Consider the following 15850-nt stretch of genomic DNA (forward strand, 5'->3'; position numbering starts at 1 on the left):
AGAATGGTTACTGAACGTAGATGTTCTGCCGCCGGGACTGCGTTCGCAGCCGGCGGATTTTCTTTGCTCTCGTTCAAGGCGCTGTGGGTGGACCGAAGCCCGCCGGCGCATGTGCCGCAGGACTACTCCGGGCGGCCGCTGCCATCTGCATACGAGGACGTATGTGGTTGACCCAAGGAAGGTAGTTCTGTGAGCCAGACGTCAGATTCTTGTCTTGATAAGTGGATGGGCCGGGAGGCTCTCGCCGAGGCCATGATTCCGGTGATCGGCCGGCTGTACCGTGAAAACAACGTGGTCACCAGCATCCATGGCCGCAGCCTGATCAACAAGTCCACCATGAACATCCTCAAGGCGCACCGCTTTGCCCGCCGGATGAGCAACCATGAGCTGTTGCTCGAAGAGACCGCGCCCTTGCTGAACGCCCTGTCGGAGCTCGAACTCGGTGCAGCAGCCATTGACATCGCTCGCCTGACCGAAAAGTTCCGGGCTGAAGGCAACGGCGCCTCCCTGGATGAGTACCTGCGTGCCGAACTCGCTGAGATCGTAGGAAAGCGCGGCGCTGACGACCGCACCAGCACCGACGTCGTGCTTTATGGTTTTGGCCGCATCGGCCGTCTCCTGGCCCGCATCCTCATTGAAAAGGCCGGCGGAGGCCACGGTCTGCGACTCCGTGCGATCGTCGTGCGCAAGGGCGCAGAGAACGATCTCGTGAAGCGCGCCAGCTTGCTGCGCCGCGATTCCGTGCATGGTTCCTTCGAAGGCACCATCCGCGTGGACGAGGAAGCCAACACGATCACCGCCAACGGCGTGCAGGTCCAGGTCATCTACTCGGACAACCCCGCTACGGTGGACTACACGGCTTACGGCATCAAGGACGCCTTGGTAGTGGACAACACGGGCCGCTGGCGTGACGCCGACGGTCTCTCCCAGCACTTGCAGAGCAAGGGCGTCGCCCGCGTACTGCTGACAGCGCCGGGCAAGGGTGAACTCAAGAACATCGTCCACGGCATCAACCACCGGGATATTTCGGATGACGACAAGATCGTCACCGCCGCGTCCTGCACCACCAACGCCATCACGCCTGTGCTGAAGGCGATCAACGACAAGTTCGGCATCATCCACGGCCACGTGGAGACGGTGCACTCGTTCACGAACGATCAGAACCTGATCGACAACTTCCACAAGGGCGACCGCCGCGGCCGTTCCGCAGCGTTGAACATGGTCATCACGGAAACCGGCGCCGCCAAGGCAGTAGCCAAGGCATTGCCGGAACTCCAGGGCAAGCTGACGGGCAACGCGATCCGCGTTCCCACGCCGGATGTTTCCATGGCCATCCTGAACCTCAACCTGGAAAAGGGCACTACGCGGGATGAAGTTAACGACTTCCTCCGCGAAATGTCACTGCACTCGGATCTGCGCAAACAGATCGACTACATCGATTCTCCCGATGTTGTATCCACCGACTTCGTTGGATCCCGCCGCGCCGGCATCGTCGATGGCCTGGCAACCATCTCCAACGACAAAAACCTCGTGCTGTACGTCTGGTACGACAACGAGTTCGGATACTCCTGCCAGGTAGTCCGCGTCATGGAGGAAATGGCCGGCGTCAACCCGCCGTCGTTCCCTGCACGCGACGTCGTGGCTCCCATCGCGGTGCTTGAAACGGCCGGCGCCTAAGAGCCCGGAAGTATTCAGGGGTTTCCCGGCTGTGACACTGGTATCAGCCGGGAAACCTGACCAAAATGGGTTCATGGAAAATGAATCGACGTTGGAACACGAGACCGCGCTGGAACACGCGTTGGACGTTGCCCGTGCCAACCATAAGCAAGCCCAGAAACTCCTGGATCAAGCTCTCGCGGCGCATGCCACCGGCGATGTCACCGATCAGCGGGTGGAGCAGCTGCGGGGACTGCTCGCGGTGGCAACCGAGGACCTGCAACGCGTGATGCGCGAGCAGTAAACGCGGAGATCACCCTCACAGTGTGACTTCTCCTACACACTGTGGATACCGGCTCTTTCTGTCGGGGCCTTGTCCTACGCTCGTAGGACATGCCTGCCCCACTGGATGGAGTCCCTTGAGTATCACCTGGTCTGCCTACCAACGCGCCCGCCGCAGATCCCGGCAAGCCTGGACGATTCTGGCCTTGGTCGCCGCTGGCATCGTGGCCGGGCTGTCCTGGTTCTTCACCGCAGGCCAATTCACTGCGGCAGATCCGTGGGTAGCGGGCCCCAGCGAAGCCCCGGTGTACAACCCTGCCTGGATGAAACCCATCCGTGACGCCGCCCCCGTTGTTGCCGAAAAGGCGGCTGACGCCTTGGAACGGCTGCCGGTTAAAGGAAGGGCCGCGAAAACCGGCTATGACCGGGCTGCTTTCGGGCAGGCGTGGGCGGATGCCGACCGAAATGGCTGTGACACCAGGAATGACATCCTGCGGCGTGACCTCTCGGCGGTCGAATTCACCGAAGGCTCGTCCTGCAAGGTCGCCGGCGGCACTTTTCACGAGCCCTACACAGGGGCGCACGTCACCTTCAAGCGCGGGCAGGACACCAGTTCAGCAGTCCAAATCGACCACGTGGTTGCCTTGGCTGACGCGTGGCAAAAGGGTGCGCAACAGCTAACGGTCCAGCAGCGCCAAACTCTCGCGAACGATCCCCTGAACCTGATCGCTGCCGACGGTCCGGCCAACGTCAAGAAGGGGGCAGGCGACGCCGCAACCTGGCTGCCCGCCAATAAGAACTTCCGCTGCCACTACGTTGCCCGGCAGATCTCGGTCAAGGCTGCCTACAAGCTATGGGTGACGCAGGCAGAAAAGGACGCCATGAAGGGCGTCCTGTCCTCCTGCCCGGGGCAGCAGACCATCTACAGTTCGAGGTGACCGTGCCCCAGCTGCCAGGTGCCGCCGTCGTCGATTCTTTCCAAGACGACCCGTTGCAATGACGTGTCCCGGGGGAGCTTGTCGAGGTCGTGCAGTCCACGCTGCCGGAACGTGAAGTACACGGCATCGGTTGGAGCATCAGTGCAGCGGTCAACCGTGAAGCGCCGGGCAAAGGAAGCGATGTTGCTGCCCGGGAGGCGCTCCGCAAGGTAGGGGTCCAGCATCCACGAATCGCACGTCGCTATGCGTGCCGGCTTGTCCGGGAAGTACCTCGGGAAGAAAGCCCGGGCCTCGGACAGGCTGGCATCCACCAGGGCGGGGGAGAGCCCGCCGTCTTCGGGAATGTGAACGCCGAGCACCCATTCGGTGCCACCGTTGGGGGCATCGGCTTGGGCGGTTTCATCCGCACCCCGGACCAGATGGAACTGAAGCCGGCCCAGCCTGAATAGATTCCCTGCCATGTGCAACGTCAACCAGCCCCAGGTATCGAGGCCGAACCGGCCGTGGACCCGCCGGTTGATGCGGAGTTGCAGCCCCATGTCAGCCAAGGACGCCGCAGACACCTCCGGACTGATGCCGAGCTTCACGTGATAGGCGTGGACCGAAGGGGCGAACCGGAGCAGTGCTTCAATCCAGGCTGTTTCGCTGGCGCTGTCCTCCTGGATGCTGTCCAGCGGAAAGGTACCCAGCCGTTCTTCCATGGCGGCCACGGCCCGCAATACTGCGTCGTCGGGCGGACCGGCCAGGAGGCCGGCGCATTCTTCGGCGTCCTCCCCAGTGATGTCCAGGAGTGTGAAAAGTTCGATGTGGGAGCTGGAAGCCATGGCTCAGTGCCCGAACGGATCAGGATCGACGCCGGGCATCCACGTCAGGCCAGGCACGCCCCACCCGTGTTTTTTGGCTTGTTTGAGCGCCTTCTTTGAGTACCTGTCGACCAGTCGGTTGACGTAGAGCTTGCCGTCCAGGTGGTCGAACTCGTGCTGCAGGATCCTGGCGAACCAGCCGGTCGCTTCAAAGTCCACGGGCTTGCCATTGCCGTCGAAGCCTTGGACCCGTGTCCATTCAGCACGCTGCAAAGGGTAGTACTCGCCCGGGAAAGACAAACAACCTTCCACATGCTCGTCGGGATCCGGCAGGGCTCCTGAAACTTTGGAAAGGGTCAGTACCGGGTTGACCACCACGCCCTGTTCCGGAACGCCGTCATCATTGGCGTACTTGTACACGAAAATGCGCTTGCCCACGCCGATCTGGGGGGCCGCGAGGCCCACCCCGTTCGCGGCGTCGTTGGTTTCAAACATATCCGCGATCAAGCCGCGGAGTTCGTCGTCGAATACCTCGACTTCGCTTGCCCGACGGTGCAAAACAGGTTCGCCCCAAATGGTGACTGGTAGGACGGTCATGTCAGTTCTTCCTTCGTCGATCGCTGAAGCCCGGAGCGGCGCTGGTCCGCGCTTGGGTTAAAAGCAAAGGCCGCACCGGATAACCGGTGCGGCCTTTGTGGAAACCGGCTCTGGAGCCAATCTCGGTGGGGTGAGCTACGGGGGTTGAACCCGCGACCTCCTGGACCACAACCAGGCGCTCTGCCAACTGAGCTAAGCCCACCATGTGCCTTTTGGGGCTGAACCGTTTGACCGGCTTTCCTTCAAGGCAACGACAAATAGCTTACCTGCTGTTTTGGGGTGCAAAGTCCACTTTTGCCGGTTTTGGCGAAAAAACCTCGAAAAATGGCGCAGATCACACCGTTTCGCTGGATCCCAACGTCTCCGCAGTGGCGATGATGTCCTTGGAGATCCGCTGGGCTGTCGCGGTGTCCGGTCCGGGAGCGGGCACGAAGACGGCTTGGCGGTAGTAGCGGAGTTCGTCGATGGAGTCCTTGATGTCGCCGAGGGCGCGATGACCGCCGTGCTTGGCAGGGGACTGGAAGTAAGCGCGCGGGAACCATCGACGCGAAAGTTCCTTGATGGTGCTGACATCGATCACGCGGTAGTGGAGGTGCTCCACAATGTTTGGCATGTCCCTGGCCAGGAACATCCGGTCGGTTCCCACCGAGTTGCCACCCAACGGAGCCTTGCGGGGATCCGGAACCCACTTCTCGATGTACTCAAGGACCTGGGCTTCGGCCTCGGCCATGGTCTTGCCGAAGGGGAGTTCGTCCAGCAGCTTGGAGCGGGTATGCATGTCCCGCACAAAGTCGTTCATTTGTTCCAGGGCGGCATCGTCCGGCTTAATGACGACGTCGACGCCGTCACCCAGGATGTTGAGCTCGGAGTCCGTCACCAGCGCCGCGACCTCGATCAGGGCGTCGTTCTTAAGGTCCAGGCCGGTCATTTCGCAATCGATCCAGACGATGCGTTCATTAGTAATAGGCACGCGCCCAGCCTATCCTTCAGGCGGTTCGAAGTGCTCTGATGGTACGATTTTTGAGCGCGGCAGTGTCGTTTCTTCCTGTCGTGGAAAGCCCCAAAGACGCTGAATTTCTCCCGAACACCCCGGGCGAACGATTGGATGACGACCACATGACGGTGCCAGTACCCGCCGCCCAGAAGGCAGGGACAGCAGCGCCGACGCCGGATGCTGCAACCAGCGAGGTTGATAACGCCCGTTCGCCACTGATCGCAGGTTTCGTCGGCTCAATGTTCATGGTGTTTGGGTCGTTGGGTGTGGGCTGGCTCGCCCCGGTCTCCGAACTCCGTCGGCTCCCGCTTTTCATCTGGATGCGCACCGAGGGTATCGGCGTCGGCCTGTCGATCGTTTTGCTGGCTGTCGGTGGGATGCTGCTCGTCAGGGCCTGGCTCCGGTTGGGCCAACGGGTCCGGGTGTGGGGGCTGGAAGCACGCAAGGCAACACTTCAAGCCGTGGCGGCCTGGGGTTTGCCCATGATGTTCACGGTTCCCCTCTTCAGCAGGGATGTGTACGCGTACATCGGTCAAGGCCGTTTGATGGTCGAAGGCATCAATCCCTATGAGAACGGGATCTCTGCACTGCCCAATTACTTCCAACTGGGCGCAGACAAGATGTGGACCGAGGCGCCCGTTCCGTATGGACAGTTGTTCCTGTGGATTGAGCAGTTCGTCGTGTGGGCGACCAACGTCCAGCCCGAAGCAAGCATCATGTTGTTCCGGCTGGTTGCCCTCGTTGGCATTGTTCTCTGCATCATCTACGTACCAAAGCTGGCAGAACTCCATGGAGTGAATCCGCACAGGGCGCTGTGGTTGACAGCTGCCAACCCGCTGTTCCTGACCAACTTTATTGCCAGCGTCCACAATGACGCACTCATGATCGGACTGGCCCTCGCAGGCCTGTACTACTGCGCAACCCGCCGCGTGGTCCTGGGAATCGTCCTGGTCACGCTCTCCATCTCCGTCAAGCCCATCACCGTGGTGTTCCTTCCTTTCATCGGACTTTTGTGGGCAGGCAAGGGAGCGTCCTGGCCCCGGAAGTTCGTCTTCTGGTTCCTCACTGCCGGGCTGACGTTTGGGCTGCTGTATGCCATGAGCATGGTCAATGGATTCGGGTTCGGTTGGATCAATGGTTTGTCCGCTCCGGGAAGCGTATGGATCTGGTACGCGCCGATCGGCCTGATCGGTCTGGTGGTCGCCTCCATTTTCAATGTCTTCGGACTGGACGGCTGGGGCATGGCCAAGTGGGTATACGACGCCGGGAAAGTTCTCATGGTCGGTGCCATCGCCTGGCAGGTCTTCCGTGGGGACTACGACCGCCTGATGCGCCGTCTCACGCTGGCTTTCGCGGCCATCGTCCTGCTCGCTCCGATGATCCAGTCGTGGTACGTGGTGTGGCTGATTCCGCTTTTTGCGGTCACAGGAATCCGCAACGACTGGCAGGTCAAGGCTGTTTACTTCGTGGTCTCGTTCTTCATGGTCTATGCGATCTCGGACCAGCTGGACGTGTTCCCGTACCTTCAGAGCGAAGACCTGGGCCTCGCCCTGACCTTGGCCAGGAATGCGGCGGCCATCATCGCCCTGCTCTTCGCCGTCTACCTGATTTTCGTCGATCCGAAAACGAAGAGCCTGTTCCGCAAACGCGACGAACCCGGCCTGCGCCCGATCATCTAGGCGGAATCCGGAGACGACAACAGGCGCGTCCCTTCCCGCATGGACAATGCACTCAGTGAGGACGCGTTCTCTGCCGCGAAAGCACGGACCCATTCAGGATCCGTTTTGCTGTATTCCCGCAGAGCCCATCCGATGGCTTTGCGGATGAAGAATTCCTTGTCGGGCAGATTGGGCCTGATGACTGCGGCCAACAAGCTGCGGTCGGTCATGGACTTTGCGCCGAGCTGGGAAGTGATGGCAGCCCTGCGGATCCACAGGTCGTCGTCCTCGGCCCAGCCAAGCATTAACGGCGTCATGGTGGGCCGATGCTCGAGCAGCAGTGCGCAGAGTCGGTGCGCGACACCATCCACGAGGTCCCACCAGGCCCCGGTGCGGATGATTTCCTCATACACCGGCAGCATGTCCAGATCTCCCTTGACCATCCGCAAGCCCGTCAGGTCAATGGCGGCGTAGCGCTCCTCGCGTGCCTGGGCTTCACGCCATAGCTGAAGGACCGCACACCGCAGTTCGTCCGGCGATGAGACCGGGAATTGCCTGACGGCGGCTTTTGCGATGCTCCGCACCTCGGGAACCCGTACACCGAGTGAAGGCATATCGGACTTCATGTAGGCCTGGGCTCCCTGCGCCCGTTCCGCGTTACCGGCTGAGCGGAGTGAGGACCGGATTGACTGCACCAACTCTTTGGTCATCCTCCAACTGTAGGGGTGCTGTCTGGCCACAATGCTGGACGCTGTGTCTGGCCACAATGCATGGACTCTGCTGCAGCCCTCGACGCAATGCCCTCCCAAGTCCACAGTGGGAGTCGTAGAGTGGGCAGGGGGCAGCAAGTGTTCCAGGCAACCCATTCCGCTACCGAATGCCTGTTCCGCCACTGAATGTATGCCGGCAACGGAGGGCTCCTGATGTCTATGCTGAAATCACCCGGGCAAATTGCCTTGATGCGCGAGGCTGGCCGGGTTGTGGCCCATGCCCTCAAGGCTGTACGGGAACACGCCGATGTGGGTATTTCGCTGAAAGAGCTGGACGACGTTGCCGCGGCGGTAATACGGGACGCCGGCGCCAAGCCGGCCTTCCTTGACTATCACCCCCGCTGGGCGTCGGTGCCCTTTCCGGGCGTGATCTGCGCCAGCGTCAATGATGCTGTGGTGCACGGGATCCCGAACGGTTATGTCCTTGAAGACGGCGATCTCCTCAGTATTGACTGCGGTGCCTTCCTGGAGGGATGGTGCGGTGACGCTGCCATCAGCTTCACCGTGGGGGAGGGCGATCCAGTGGACCAACAACTCATTGATGCGACAGAGGCCGCATTGGCCCGGGGGATCGAAGCAGCCCAGGTGGGCAACAAAATGGGGGACGTTGCCTACGCCATAGGTGGGAAGGCCAAACGCGCTGGATATGGCCTGTTGGCCGACCACGGAGGGCACGGTATAGGCCGGACGATGCATGCCGAGCCTCCTGTTCCGAACATCGGACGGCCAGGGCGCGGGATGAAGCTTGAAGAAGGCCTGGTCATCGCCATTGAACCCATGTTGATTTTGGGCGGCAAGGACGACTATTACCACGACGAGGACGAATGGACCCTCCGTTCGGCCAACGGACGCAGGGCTGCCCATAGCGAGCACACCGTGGCCATCACGGCTGAGGGTCCTCTGATTCTGACGATGCCCTAAGGCCGTCCGGGTTTCCGGAGTTGCACCACGGGCCGGCCCGGTACCGACTCGGACACAGGGGTGAAGCCAGCGGCAATGAACAGCGGAAGTGTGCCGTGATAGAGGTCCGCGGCCGTCGCCTTGGTCCTTAGGGCTGTATCAACGGGGTAGGCCTCAATAACGTCCGCCCCATGACCGAACGCGTGATTTACCGCGGCGGCCAGCAGCCCGGAAGACACTCCAGTACGTCGATGGCTTGGAGCGACCACGAAGCAACTCACCGCCCACAAATTGACGTCATCTTGAAGCTTCGGATTCTCCGCCTTTAGCACCTGGGATCTCCGGAGCCGGGGGTAATTCGCCCTGGGTTCCACGGCGCACCAACCAACAGGGTGACCGTCCCGGAAGGCGAGAACCCCTGGCGCTGGTCCGGTTTCAAAGGCGGACCTCAACAGCTCTTTGCGGTCATCCGGAGAGGTCGTGTTCCAGTCCTTGCCGGATAGGGCGAACCATCGGCACCAGCACCTGGATGGTTCGCCCTTGGTCCCGAACAACTCCTCAACAGCTGCCCAGGAAGCAGGAGCAGTCTCGAGCCTGGACGCTTTGTCGTGCTGTGCCATGGACCCAGAATAGGCTCACCGGCAAGGCTGGTCCCGCAGGTGCCGGCGGCCCGGTTTGGAATTCAAGCGCCGACACCCACCAATTCCCCCGTGCTGGTGTTAACCATCAGTGAACCAGTGCCGTCGGGATCGTCCACACCGGATGGCAGGGACTCGTCCTCCGGGGGCACCCGTTCGGCGTCTTCGGCGTCCCAGTCGCTGCTGCCTGGGCTTTCCGGTGTGGCGGACAGGACAACGTTGGATAGTGCCTCATCGGTCGGGGCGTCGTTCGCCGCAGCTGCTGAGGTGCCATTCATGCGGGTGAAATTGGCGGAGCCCCACATGAGGTCGTGTCCCACGGATTCAGCATCGATTTCCGCTACGTGGTAGACACGGCCTTCATGCTCCCATTGCCTCAGCCTGAGCTTTCCCACAACCAGCACGCGCTGTCCCTTTTTCACGCTGCACCCCACGTGCCCGGCCAGGTAGCGGAACGATTGGACTGTGTACCAATTGGTATTGCCATCCACCCAGGTGTTGTTGGCACGGTCGTAGCGGCGTTCTGTGGTTCCCAGGCGGAACGAAGCGGTGGACGTGCCCCGGGCGGTGGTGGAGCTCTTGACCTCCGAGGCCACGAAGCCCCGGACGGTGATGATGTCGTTCATTGGTGGTCCTTGTCGATGTAGGAAAATGCCTGTCCGGCTCTTTCAGCTTCATCGAGCAAAGACCGGGAAGGGAGTGCCTCGGACGCCTATGTGCATAACCGGCGCGAATGGGCCCTTGTGGAGGAATGGAGGCCGCCGGTGTGGAGATGGCGGGCTGAACGCCGACGGCACTGTAAACTCTTTGTGGCGCCCGTCGCCTGCATTAAATGGCGGTGCCCGTGCGCCCCAGTAGCTCAGGGGATAGAGCAGCGGCCTTCTAATCCGCCGGTCGGGGGTTCGATTCCCTCCTGGGGCACCAGAACATCCCCCTTGGATCACGTTCCAAGGGGGATGTTCTTTTAACGCTTCGCCTCAAGGAATTCCTTGAGGTTCCGCAGCACCAGTCCCCACATTTCGGTGGAGTGGGCAGCGTCTTCCTCACCTGAATTGTTGCCCTGCGTGATGGTTACTGTCGTGCCGTCACCGGCCGCAGCCAAGGCGTACGCCACTGTGTGGTAGCTGTCGGGAGTGTCGGGTCGTCCCGAGGCGGGGCTGTAGTGCGTGGTCTTGAGCAGCTTCCGCGGCTCGAAGGCAAGGATGGTGCCCTTGTCCTCATACGCTTTGCCGTTGTACTCGCCTGAGTAAGTAATCGGATCTCCGACCCGCCAGGATGTTGAGACGGTGGTGCCGAGGAAGTAGTGCTTGATGAGGGATGGATCAGTCAAGGCCTCCCACACTTCGTTGGGCGGCGCGGAAACGGTGATCGATGCTTCGGCATCACGGGGTTGTCCACTCATGGCGGTGCTCCATTCCTCGGTCCAGACCTTGACATCACGTCATCGGAAACGCTACGCCGCTCAACGCGCCGCGTGAATGGCACAATGTCTAAGTGATGAGCAGGGGAACGACGCCGGCAAACGGCACGTCAGCAAGGTCAGCGACACTTCGCGCTGCAGCATTGTCGCTGGTAGTAGCCGCGACGGTGACGATGACAGGCTGCACGGCAACTCCGGCCTCCTCCACCCAACCGGGAACAACTCCGGCACCCTCCATGGGCGCCCAGGCCGGCGCCACCGTGGACCCTGCCGTGGCAGCGACCATGACAACCATGGAGACCACACTGAAAAACCTTGTTACCGGTAACGCCAAACCTGACCAGGAAGCGCTCCGTGCTGCCTTGGTCTCTGCTGGGATCCCGAAGGCCAATGTAGAGGTCTCGGTCAGCCATACGCCCACGGGCCTCGACGTCGATGCCATGGAGGCTGCGGCCTTGACGGGGGAGAGCTGTGTCATGGGGCAGATCCGTGACGGCGGAGTCGTGGTGACGGTGCTGCCCGTCCTGGCTGCTGGTAAATGCTTCGTGGGAGACGCCCGCTAGCTACGCCCGGTAGCGACGCAGTGAGGGCCGAATGTGAGTTAAGCAGGCCTAGCCATTAGATTTAAGGGCATGGCGGAATTCATTTACACGATGACCAAGGCTCGCAAAGCCGTTGGCGACAAACTTATTCTGGACGATGTCAGCATGTCGTTCTACCCTGGCGCGAAGATCGGCGTCGTGGGACCGAACGGTGCTGGTAAGTCCACCATCCTGAAGATCATGGCCGGACTGGACACCCCTTCAAACGGCGAGGCCCGCCTGAGCCCCGGTTACACCGTGGGCATCCTCCTGCAGGAACCGCCGCTGAACGAGGAAAAGACTGTCCTGGGCAACGTCCAGGAGGGTGTAGGCGAGATCTACGGCAAGATCCAGCGTTTCAACGAGATCTCCGAAGAAATGGCCAACCCGGACGCGGACTACGACACGCTCCTCGATGAGATGGGCAAGCTGCAGGAAGCCATTGACGCTGCCGATGCCTGGGATATCGATTCCCAGCTCGAACAGGCAATGGATGCGTTGCGCTGCCCGCCCGCCGATGCCGACGTCACCGTCCTGTCCGGTGGTGAGCGCCGCCGCGTAGCCCTGTGCAAGTTGCTCCTCCAGAAGCCGGACCTCCTGCTCCTCGATGAGCCCACCAACCACTTGGATGCCGAGAGCGTCCTGTGGCTTGAGCAGCACCTCTCCCAGTACCCCGGTGCCGTCCTTGCCGTGACCCACGACCGCTACTTCCTGGACCACGTGGCTGAGTGGATCGCTGAAGTCGACCGCGGCCACCTGTACCCGTACGAAGGCAACTACTCCACGTACTTGGAGAAGAAGAAGGCCCGCCTCGAGGTCCAGGGCAAGAAGGATGCGAAGCTTTCCAAGCGCCTGACCGAGGAACTTGAGTGGGTGCGCTCCAACGCCAAGGGCCGCCAGACCAAGTCCAAGGCCCGTCTGGCCCGCTACGAGGAAATGGCCGCAGAAGCCGAGCGGACCCGCAAGCTGGACTTCGAAGAGATCCAGATTCCGCCGGGACCGCGTCTTGGTTCCTTGGTGATCGAGGCCAAGAACCTGAAGAAGGGCTTCGACGATCGCGTCTTGATCGAAGACTTGTCCTTCTCGCTGCCCCGCAACGGCATTGTCGGCGTTATCGGCCCGAACGGTGTGGGTAAGTCCACACTGTTCAAGACGATCGTCGGCATGGAGCCGTTGGACGACGGCGAGCTCAAGATCGGCGAGTCCGTGAAGATCTCTTACGTGGATCAGTCCCGTGGGGGCATCGATCCCAACAAGTCGCTCTGGGAGGTTGTCTCGGAGGGCCACGACTTCATCCAGGTCGGCCAGGTCGAAATGCCTTCCCGTGCCTACGTTTCAGCTTTCGGATTCAAGGGTCCGGACCAGCAGAAGAAAGCCGGAGTCCTCTCCGGTGGTGAGCGCAACCGCCTCAACCTGGCCCTGACGCTCAAGCAGGGTGGCAACCTTTTGCTCCTTGACGAACCTACCAACGACCTCGACGTCGAAACCCTGAGCAGCCTCGAAAACGCCCTCCTGGAATTCCCGGGTTGCGCAGTGGTTGTCTCGCACGACCGTTGGTTCCTCGACCGTGTGGCCACTCACATCCTGGCGTACGAAGGCGATGACGAGAACCCCTCCAAGTGGTACTGGTTCGAAGGCAACTTCGACTCCTACGAGGAAAACAAGGTGGAGCGCCTCGGCCCCGATGCCGCCAAGCCCCACCGCGTGACGCACCGCCGCCTGACCCGCGACTAATACTGAAGCAAGACAAAGAGGCCGGTCCCGACAAGGACCGGCCTCTTTGTCTTAACGCAGCACCAGGCTAGGGAATCCGGACCATGCCCTCCTGGGCCACGGTGGCAACATGCTGCCCGTCCCGGTTGAAGATCCGGCCGGTGGCCAGTCCTCGGGCGCCCTGGGCGCTGGGGGACTCCTGGACATAGAGCATCCATTCGTCCACCCGGACCGGGCGATGCCACCACATGGCGTGGTCAAGGCTGGCAACACTCATTCCCGGCGTCATCCAGGCAAGTCCATGCTTGCGGAGGATGGGCTCCAGCAGCGTGTAGTCGCTGGCATAGGCCAGTGCGGCCCGGTGGAGGTTGGGGTCATCGGGGAGCGGACCCATCGTCTTCATCCAGACCGCATTCGTGGCAACGTGCTCGGCGGGCGGCGATACATACAATGCGGGATCAATGTGGCGGACGTCGAAAGGGCGTTCCGAGGACATGTGGCGTGCCATCGGGTGGTCGAAGTGGGACAAAAGTTCCGCAGTGCTGGGCAAGGATTCGGGGTCCGGGATGCCCTCAGGCATGGTCGCCTGGTGATCCAGTCCGCTGTCTTCCACCTGGAACGAAGCGATCATCGAAAGAATCGGTACGCCGTCCTGGTAGGCGTGGACGCGTCGGGCTGAGAAGGACCGTCCATCGCGCAGGCGTTCGACGCCAAAAGTGATGGGCTTGTTGGCATCGCCCGGGCGCAGGAAATAGCCGTGCATGGAGTGCGCCACCCGGTCCGCTTCGACGGTCCGCATGCCGGCCATCATGGACTGCGCCAGCACTTGTCCACCAAAGACACGATGCCTGGGCTGCTTCTGGGACGGGCCAAGGAAGATGTCTTCGTTGGTCCGCGCTCCGTCGAAATCACCGAGGTCCAGCAGGCCAATCAGCACTTCCATGGGGTCTTCTACGGGTGCATCCACCTCGAGGCCAGCGTTCGTCTCAGTCATGGTTCGACTTTAGACGCCGCCCCGACCCCTCTCAACCGGAGACATGCCGGTAGAGTCGATGATGTGACAGACGTCTTGACCCAGTCCCTCCGCTTCGCCGACCCCCGTGACCTCGCCGACTTGCGGACCTTCGTCACCCGGGCAAAGAGCATCGACGACGGCGCCATCCGCCTCCAGGCCGCAGGCGCTGTCCTGGCTGCCTACGTATGTGTCCTGAGGCCCCGCATCCTGGGTGAGTCCACACCGACCATCCTTGGCCTCCGGACCATGGCCCTCGCAGAGCCCGCGCAGGTGGATGTCACGGTCACCTTGGCGTCCGTCATGGACCGTTTGGCCCGTTCAGGTACCGACGACGTGGAACTGCCCATCCCGCCGTCGACCGTTTCGGAGTCCTGGGCGGGCGTCGGCGCACCCCGCTCTGGTTGGGAAGCGCAAGGAACAATGCTCGACGCCGACCTCAAGTCGGCGGCCGAGGCCGGGATCGCCGAGGTGGCCGGCGTGATTCCCACGCTGGCGGGTGCCGCGGTAGTCAACAGTGCGCGGGCCGCTGTGTGGGGTCGTGGGCTTCCCGGTGCGGGCGATCTGCCCGCCGGCGCGGCGTTCGCCGCTTTTGCCCTGGGTTTCCTGGGGGATGCTGAGCAGCAGGTCTTCCGCAATGGCCGCTGGTTCCGCTTGAGCGGTCCCCGCGGCCACGTGCTCGTACGTACCGGCGCAGGCCTGGGGCTGGGCTTCTAGGGTCAGGCGCCGGATGAGGGGCTGTTGACCATGGTGAGCGCGGCACGTTCCATGTAGTCCCAGAGGGTGCCTTCATGCAACGGCGGGAGCTCCAGGGAGTCCACGGCGGTGCGCATGTGGAACAGCCACCGGTCCTTCGCTTCAGGGGTTACCCGGAACGGCATGTGCCGCATCCGCAAGCGCGGGTGGCCTCTTTCCTCCCCGTAAGTGGTGGGTCCGCCCCAATACTGCTCCAGGAACATGAGGAAGCGTCGTTTGGCCGGACCGAGGTCCTCTTCCGGATACATGGGACGCAGCAAAGGGTCCGTGGCCACGCCGTCATAGAAGACGTCGATGAGCTTGACGAACGTTTCGTGGCCGCCCACCGCAGCGTAGAAACTGTCCGTGTAGGCCGGCTGGCTGAAGGGGTCGTTCTGCATCAGCTGGCGTCGGGGACCCGCCTGCGGTGCCGGGGATTGCCCGCTTGGAGTGTTACTCATTGGACTTCTCCTCGGCTTTGGTGACGCGTGGTGCGCCGGCTGTCACGGGGGCGGCTGAAGCGCCGGGTTCGCCGTTGGTTTCAGGTGTCTCCAGCGGCACGTAGTCACCCTGCGAACGGTTGCCCACGCGAAGGATTTCACCGTTGCGCAGGTACCAGATGGCTCCGTCCTCAGCGCGGACACGCGTAATACGCAGGCCCACTGATTCAACGGTACCAACCACTTCGCTGGTGACGATCACATCGCCGATGCCGTACTGGTCTTCGATGGTGATGAAGATTCCCGCGAGGAAGTCGCGGATCAGCTGCTGGGCGCCGAAACCGATGGCGACACCCAAAATGCCCACGCTGGTCAGGAGCGGGGCTACGTCGACGTTCATGTACTTGAGGACGTAAATAATCACGATGACCACGACGACGACGCTCACGAGGCTTGTGAGCAATGTTCCGATGGTTTCGGCCCGTTGGGAGCGGCGTTCGTGGTCCAGTGCACGGATGGCCGGTTGCACCCACTTGAAGTGCGCCTTCTTGAAGAACGAGCTGCCTGCGGACACTCGACGAGTGATGCGCAGGATGATGAACCGTGCCACGATCCACACGAGCAGGCCAACGCCCACCGTGATGAGGATGGACATGAAGTCGATTTTTTCGGGTTCGATGCTGATGGTTTCCGCCAGGGGGATGGAGGTCAAG

Annotated in this window: 19 protein-coding genes and 2 tRNA genes; 9 read left to right on the forward strand and 12 right to left on the reverse strand. The window is 61.8% G+C overall.

What is annotated here, in order from left to right:
• Positions 1-189 precede the first annotated feature (189 nt).
• The 3 genes from QF015_RS00110 (at position 190) to QF015_RS00120 (ending at position 2876) form a co-directional block, all read left to right on the forward strand.
• Positions 190-1677 carry a glyceraldehyde-3-phosphate dehydrogenase gene (locus tag QF015_RS00110; protein ID WP_310204129.1) on the forward strand — a complete coding sequence of 496 codons (1488 nt, stop codon included), beginning with the start codon at positions 190-192 and terminating at the stop codon, positions 1675-1677.
• 73 nt (positions 1678-1750) lie between these two features.
• On the forward strand, positions 1751-1960 hold the full coding sequence (locus QF015_RS00115; protein ID WP_310204132.1) for a hypothetical protein: 210 nt from the start codon (positions 1751-1753) through the stop codon (positions 1958-1960).
• Between the two features lie 115 nt (positions 1961-2075).
• Positions 2076-2876, forward strand: a complete 801-nt coding sequence (locus QF015_RS00120; RefSeq protein WP_310204134.1) for an HNH endonuclease family protein — start codon at positions 2076-2078, stop codon at positions 2874-2876.
• Here the strand turns inward: QF015_RS00120 and QF015_RS00125 are convergent.
• From QF015_RS00125 to orn, 4 genes are all read right to left on the reverse strand, one after another.
• On the reverse strand, positions 2861-3700 hold the full coding sequence (locus tag QF015_RS00125; protein ID WP_310204137.1) for an acyltransferase domain-containing protein: 840 nt from the start codon (positions 3698-3700) through the stop codon (positions 2861-2863). The genes QF015_RS00120 and QF015_RS00125 overlap by 16 nt on opposite strands.
• A 3-nt stretch (positions 3701-3703) precedes the next feature.
• Complete coding sequence (def, locus tag QF015_RS00130; RefSeq protein WP_310204140.1) at positions 3704-4276, reverse strand: peptide deformylase; 573 nt, start codon at positions 4274-4276, stop codon at positions 3704-3706.
• A 126-nt stretch (positions 4277-4402) separates the two neighbouring features.
• Positions 4403-4478, reverse strand: a tRNA-His gene (locus QF015_RS00135).
• Positions 4479-4610: 132 nt separating this feature from the next.
• Positions 4611-5246 carry an oligoribonuclease gene (gene orn / locus QF015_RS00140; protein ID WP_310204143.1) on the reverse strand — a complete coding sequence of 212 codons (636 nt, stop codon included), beginning with the start codon at positions 5244-5246 and terminating at the stop codon, positions 4611-4613.
• Positions 5247-5392: 146 nt separating this feature from the next.
• Here orn and mptB point away from each other — a divergent pair, with 146 nt between their 5' ends.
• Positions 5393-6949, forward strand: coding sequence for a polyprenol phosphomannose-dependent alpha 1,6 mannosyltransferase MptB (gene mptB / locus QF015_RS00145; protein ID WP_429386102.1), 1557 nt, complete (start codon positions 5393-5395; stop codon positions 6947-6949).
• Here mptB and QF015_RS00150 read toward each other — a convergent pair.
• Positions 6946-7638, reverse strand: coding sequence for a DNA alkylation repair protein (locus QF015_RS00150; protein ID WP_310204150.1), 693 nt, complete (start codon positions 7636-7638; stop codon positions 6946-6948). The two genes, mptB and QF015_RS00150, sit on opposite strands and share 4 nt — an antisense overlap.
• Before the next feature lie 213 nt (positions 7639-7851).
• Here QF015_RS00150 and map point away from each other — a divergent pair, with 213 nt between their 5' ends.
• Entirely contained in the window at positions 7852-8619 is a 768-nt protein-coding gene (map, locus tag QF015_RS00155) for a type I methionyl aminopeptidase (RefSeq protein ID WP_429386105.1), read from the forward strand.
• Here map and QF015_RS00160 read toward each other — a convergent pair.
• The gene (locus QF015_RS00160) at positions 8616-9218 is read right to left on the reverse strand and encodes a GNAT family N-acetyltransferase (protein WP_429386108.1); all 603 of its coding nucleotides are present in this window, start codon (positions 9216-9218) and stop codon (positions 8616-8618) included. The two genes, map and QF015_RS00160, sit on opposite strands and share 4 nt — an antisense overlap.
• A 62-nt stretch (positions 9219-9280) precedes the next feature.
• Positions 9281-9862, reverse strand: coding sequence for a single-stranded DNA-binding protein (locus QF015_RS00165; protein ID WP_429386111.1), 582 nt, complete (start codon positions 9860-9862; stop codon positions 9281-9283).
• A 222-nt stretch (positions 9863-10084) separates the two neighbouring features.
• On the opposite strand from QF015_RS00165, the gene QF015_RS00170 reads away from it, so the two are divergent.
• Positions 10085-10160 (forward strand) — tRNA-Arg (locus QF015_RS00170).
• A 40-nt stretch (positions 10161-10200) separates the two neighbouring features.
• On the opposite strand, the gene QF015_RS00175 is transcribed toward QF015_RS00170, so the two are convergent.
• Both QF015_RS00175 and QF015_RS00180 read right to left on the reverse strand, forming a co-directional pair.
• On the reverse strand, positions 10201-10638 hold the full coding sequence (locus QF015_RS00175) for an SRPBCC family protein (protein ID WP_429386114.1): 438 nt from the start codon (positions 10636-10638) through the stop codon (positions 10201-10203).
• An 88-nt stretch (positions 10639-10726) separates the two neighbouring features.
• Positions 10727-10951 (reverse strand): hypothetical protein, encoded by a 225-nt coding sequence (locus tag QF015_RS00180; RefSeq protein ID WP_310204166.1) that lies wholly within the window; start codon positions 10949-10951, stop codon positions 10727-10729.
• Between QF015_RS00180 and QF015_RS00185 the strand changes: the two genes are divergently transcribed.
• Together QF015_RS00185 and ettA are read left to right on the forward strand one after the other, a co-directional pair.
• Entirely contained in the window at positions 10950-11219 is a 270-nt protein-coding gene (locus tag QF015_RS00185) for a DUF6993 domain-containing protein (RefSeq protein WP_429386117.1), read from the forward strand. The genes QF015_RS00180 and QF015_RS00185 overlap by 2 nt on opposite strands.
• 69 nt (positions 11220-11288) lie before the next feature.
• A complete protein-coding gene (gene ettA, locus QF015_RS00190) occupies positions 11289-12971 on the forward strand; it encodes an energy-dependent translational throttle protein EttA (protein ID WP_310204172.1) in 1683 nt (560 codons plus the stop codon).
• 67 nt (positions 12972-13038) lie between these two features.
• Here ettA and QF015_RS00195 read toward each other — a convergent pair whose 3' ends face one another.
• A complete protein-coding gene (locus QF015_RS00195; protein WP_310204175.1) occupies positions 13039-13944 on the reverse strand; it encodes an acyl-CoA thioesterase in 906 nt (301 codons plus the stop codon).
• A gap of 63 nt (positions 13945-14007) precedes the next feature.
• Here QF015_RS00195 and QF015_RS00200 point away from each other — a divergent pair, with 63 nt between their 5' ends.
• Complete coding sequence (locus QF015_RS00200) at positions 14008-14679, forward strand: hypothetical protein (RefSeq protein ID WP_310204177.1); 672 nt, start codon at positions 14008-14010, stop codon at positions 14677-14679.
• A gap of 2 nt (positions 14680-14681) precedes the next feature.
• Here the strand turns inward: QF015_RS00200 and QF015_RS00205 are convergent, their stop codons facing one another.
• Both QF015_RS00205 and QF015_RS00210 read right to left on the reverse strand, forming a co-directional pair.
• On the reverse strand, positions 14682-15158 hold the full coding sequence (locus QF015_RS00205; protein ID WP_429386122.1) for a globin: 477 nt from the start codon (positions 15156-15158) through the stop codon (positions 14682-14684).
• Positions 15151-15849: a mechanosensitive ion channel family protein gene (locus tag QF015_RS00210; RefSeq protein WP_310204183.1), complete on the reverse strand. Its 699-nt coding sequence runs from the start codon at positions 15847-15849 to the stop codon at positions 15151-15153. Before QF015_RS00210 ends, QF015_RS00205 begins: the two co-directional genes overlap by 8 nt.
• Position 15850: the final 1 nt, after the last annotated feature.

Source organism: Paenarthrobacter sp. TE4293 (assembly GCF_050435325.1).
Lineage (GTDB): Bacteria > Actinomycetota > Actinomycetes > Actinomycetales > Micrococcaceae > Arthrobacter > Arthrobacter nitroguajacolicus_C.

Bases quoted from the DNA above. Each gene is read 5' to 3' on its own strand.
- QF015_RS00115 (WP_310204132.1), top strand. From the start codon at position 1,751: ATGGAAAATGAATCGACGTTGGAACACGAGACCGCGCTGGAACACGCG.
- QF015_RS00125 (WP_310204137.1), bottom strand. From the start codon at position 3,700: ATGGCTTCCAGCTCCCACATCGAACTTTTCACACTCCTGGACATCACT.
- def (WP_310204140.1), bottom strand. From the start codon at position 4,276: ATGACCGTCCTACCAGTCACCATTTGGGGCGAACCTGTTTTGCACCGT.
- mptB (WP_429386102.1), top strand. From the start codon at position 5,393: ATGACGGTGCCAGTACCCGCCGCCCAGAAGGCAGGGACAGCAGCGCCG.
- QF015_RS00150 (WP_310204150.1), bottom strand. From the start codon at position 7,638: ATGACCAAAGAGTTGGTGCAGTCAATCCGGTCCTCACTCCGCTCAGCC.
- map (WP_429386105.1), top strand. From the start codon at position 7,852: ATGTCTATGCTGAAATCACCCGGGCAAATTGCCTTGATGCGCGAGGCT.
- QF015_RS00160 (WP_429386108.1), bottom strand. From the start codon at position 9,218: ATGGCACAGCACGACAAAGCGTCCAGGCTCGAGACTGCTCCTGCTTCC.
- QF015_RS00165 (WP_429386111.1), bottom strand. From the start codon at position 9,862: ATGAACGACATCATCACCGTCCGGGGCTTCGTGGCCTCGGAGGTCAAG.
- QF015_RS00175 (WP_429386114.1), bottom strand. From the start codon at position 10,638: ATGAGTGGACAACCCCGTGATGCCGAAGCATCGATCACCGTTTCCGCG.
- QF015_RS00185 (WP_429386117.1), top strand. From the start codon at position 10,950: ATGGAGACCACACTGAAAAACCTTGTTACCGGTAACGCCAAACCTGAC.
- QF015_RS00180 (WP_310204166.1), bottom strand. From the start codon at position 10,951: ATGGTTGTCATGGTCGCTGCCACGGCAGGGTCCACGGTGGCGCCGGCC.
- ettA (WP_310204172.1), top strand. From the start codon at position 11,289: ATGGCGGAATTCATTTACACGATGACCAAGGCTCGCAAAGCCGTTGGC.
- QF015_RS00195 (WP_310204175.1), bottom strand. From the start codon at position 13,944: ATGACTGAGACGAACGCTGGCCTCGAGGTGGATGCACCCGTAGAAGAC.
- QF015_RS00205 (WP_429386122.1), bottom strand. From the start codon at position 15,158: ATGAGTAACACTCCAAGCGGGCAATCCCCGGCACCGCAGGCGGGTCCC.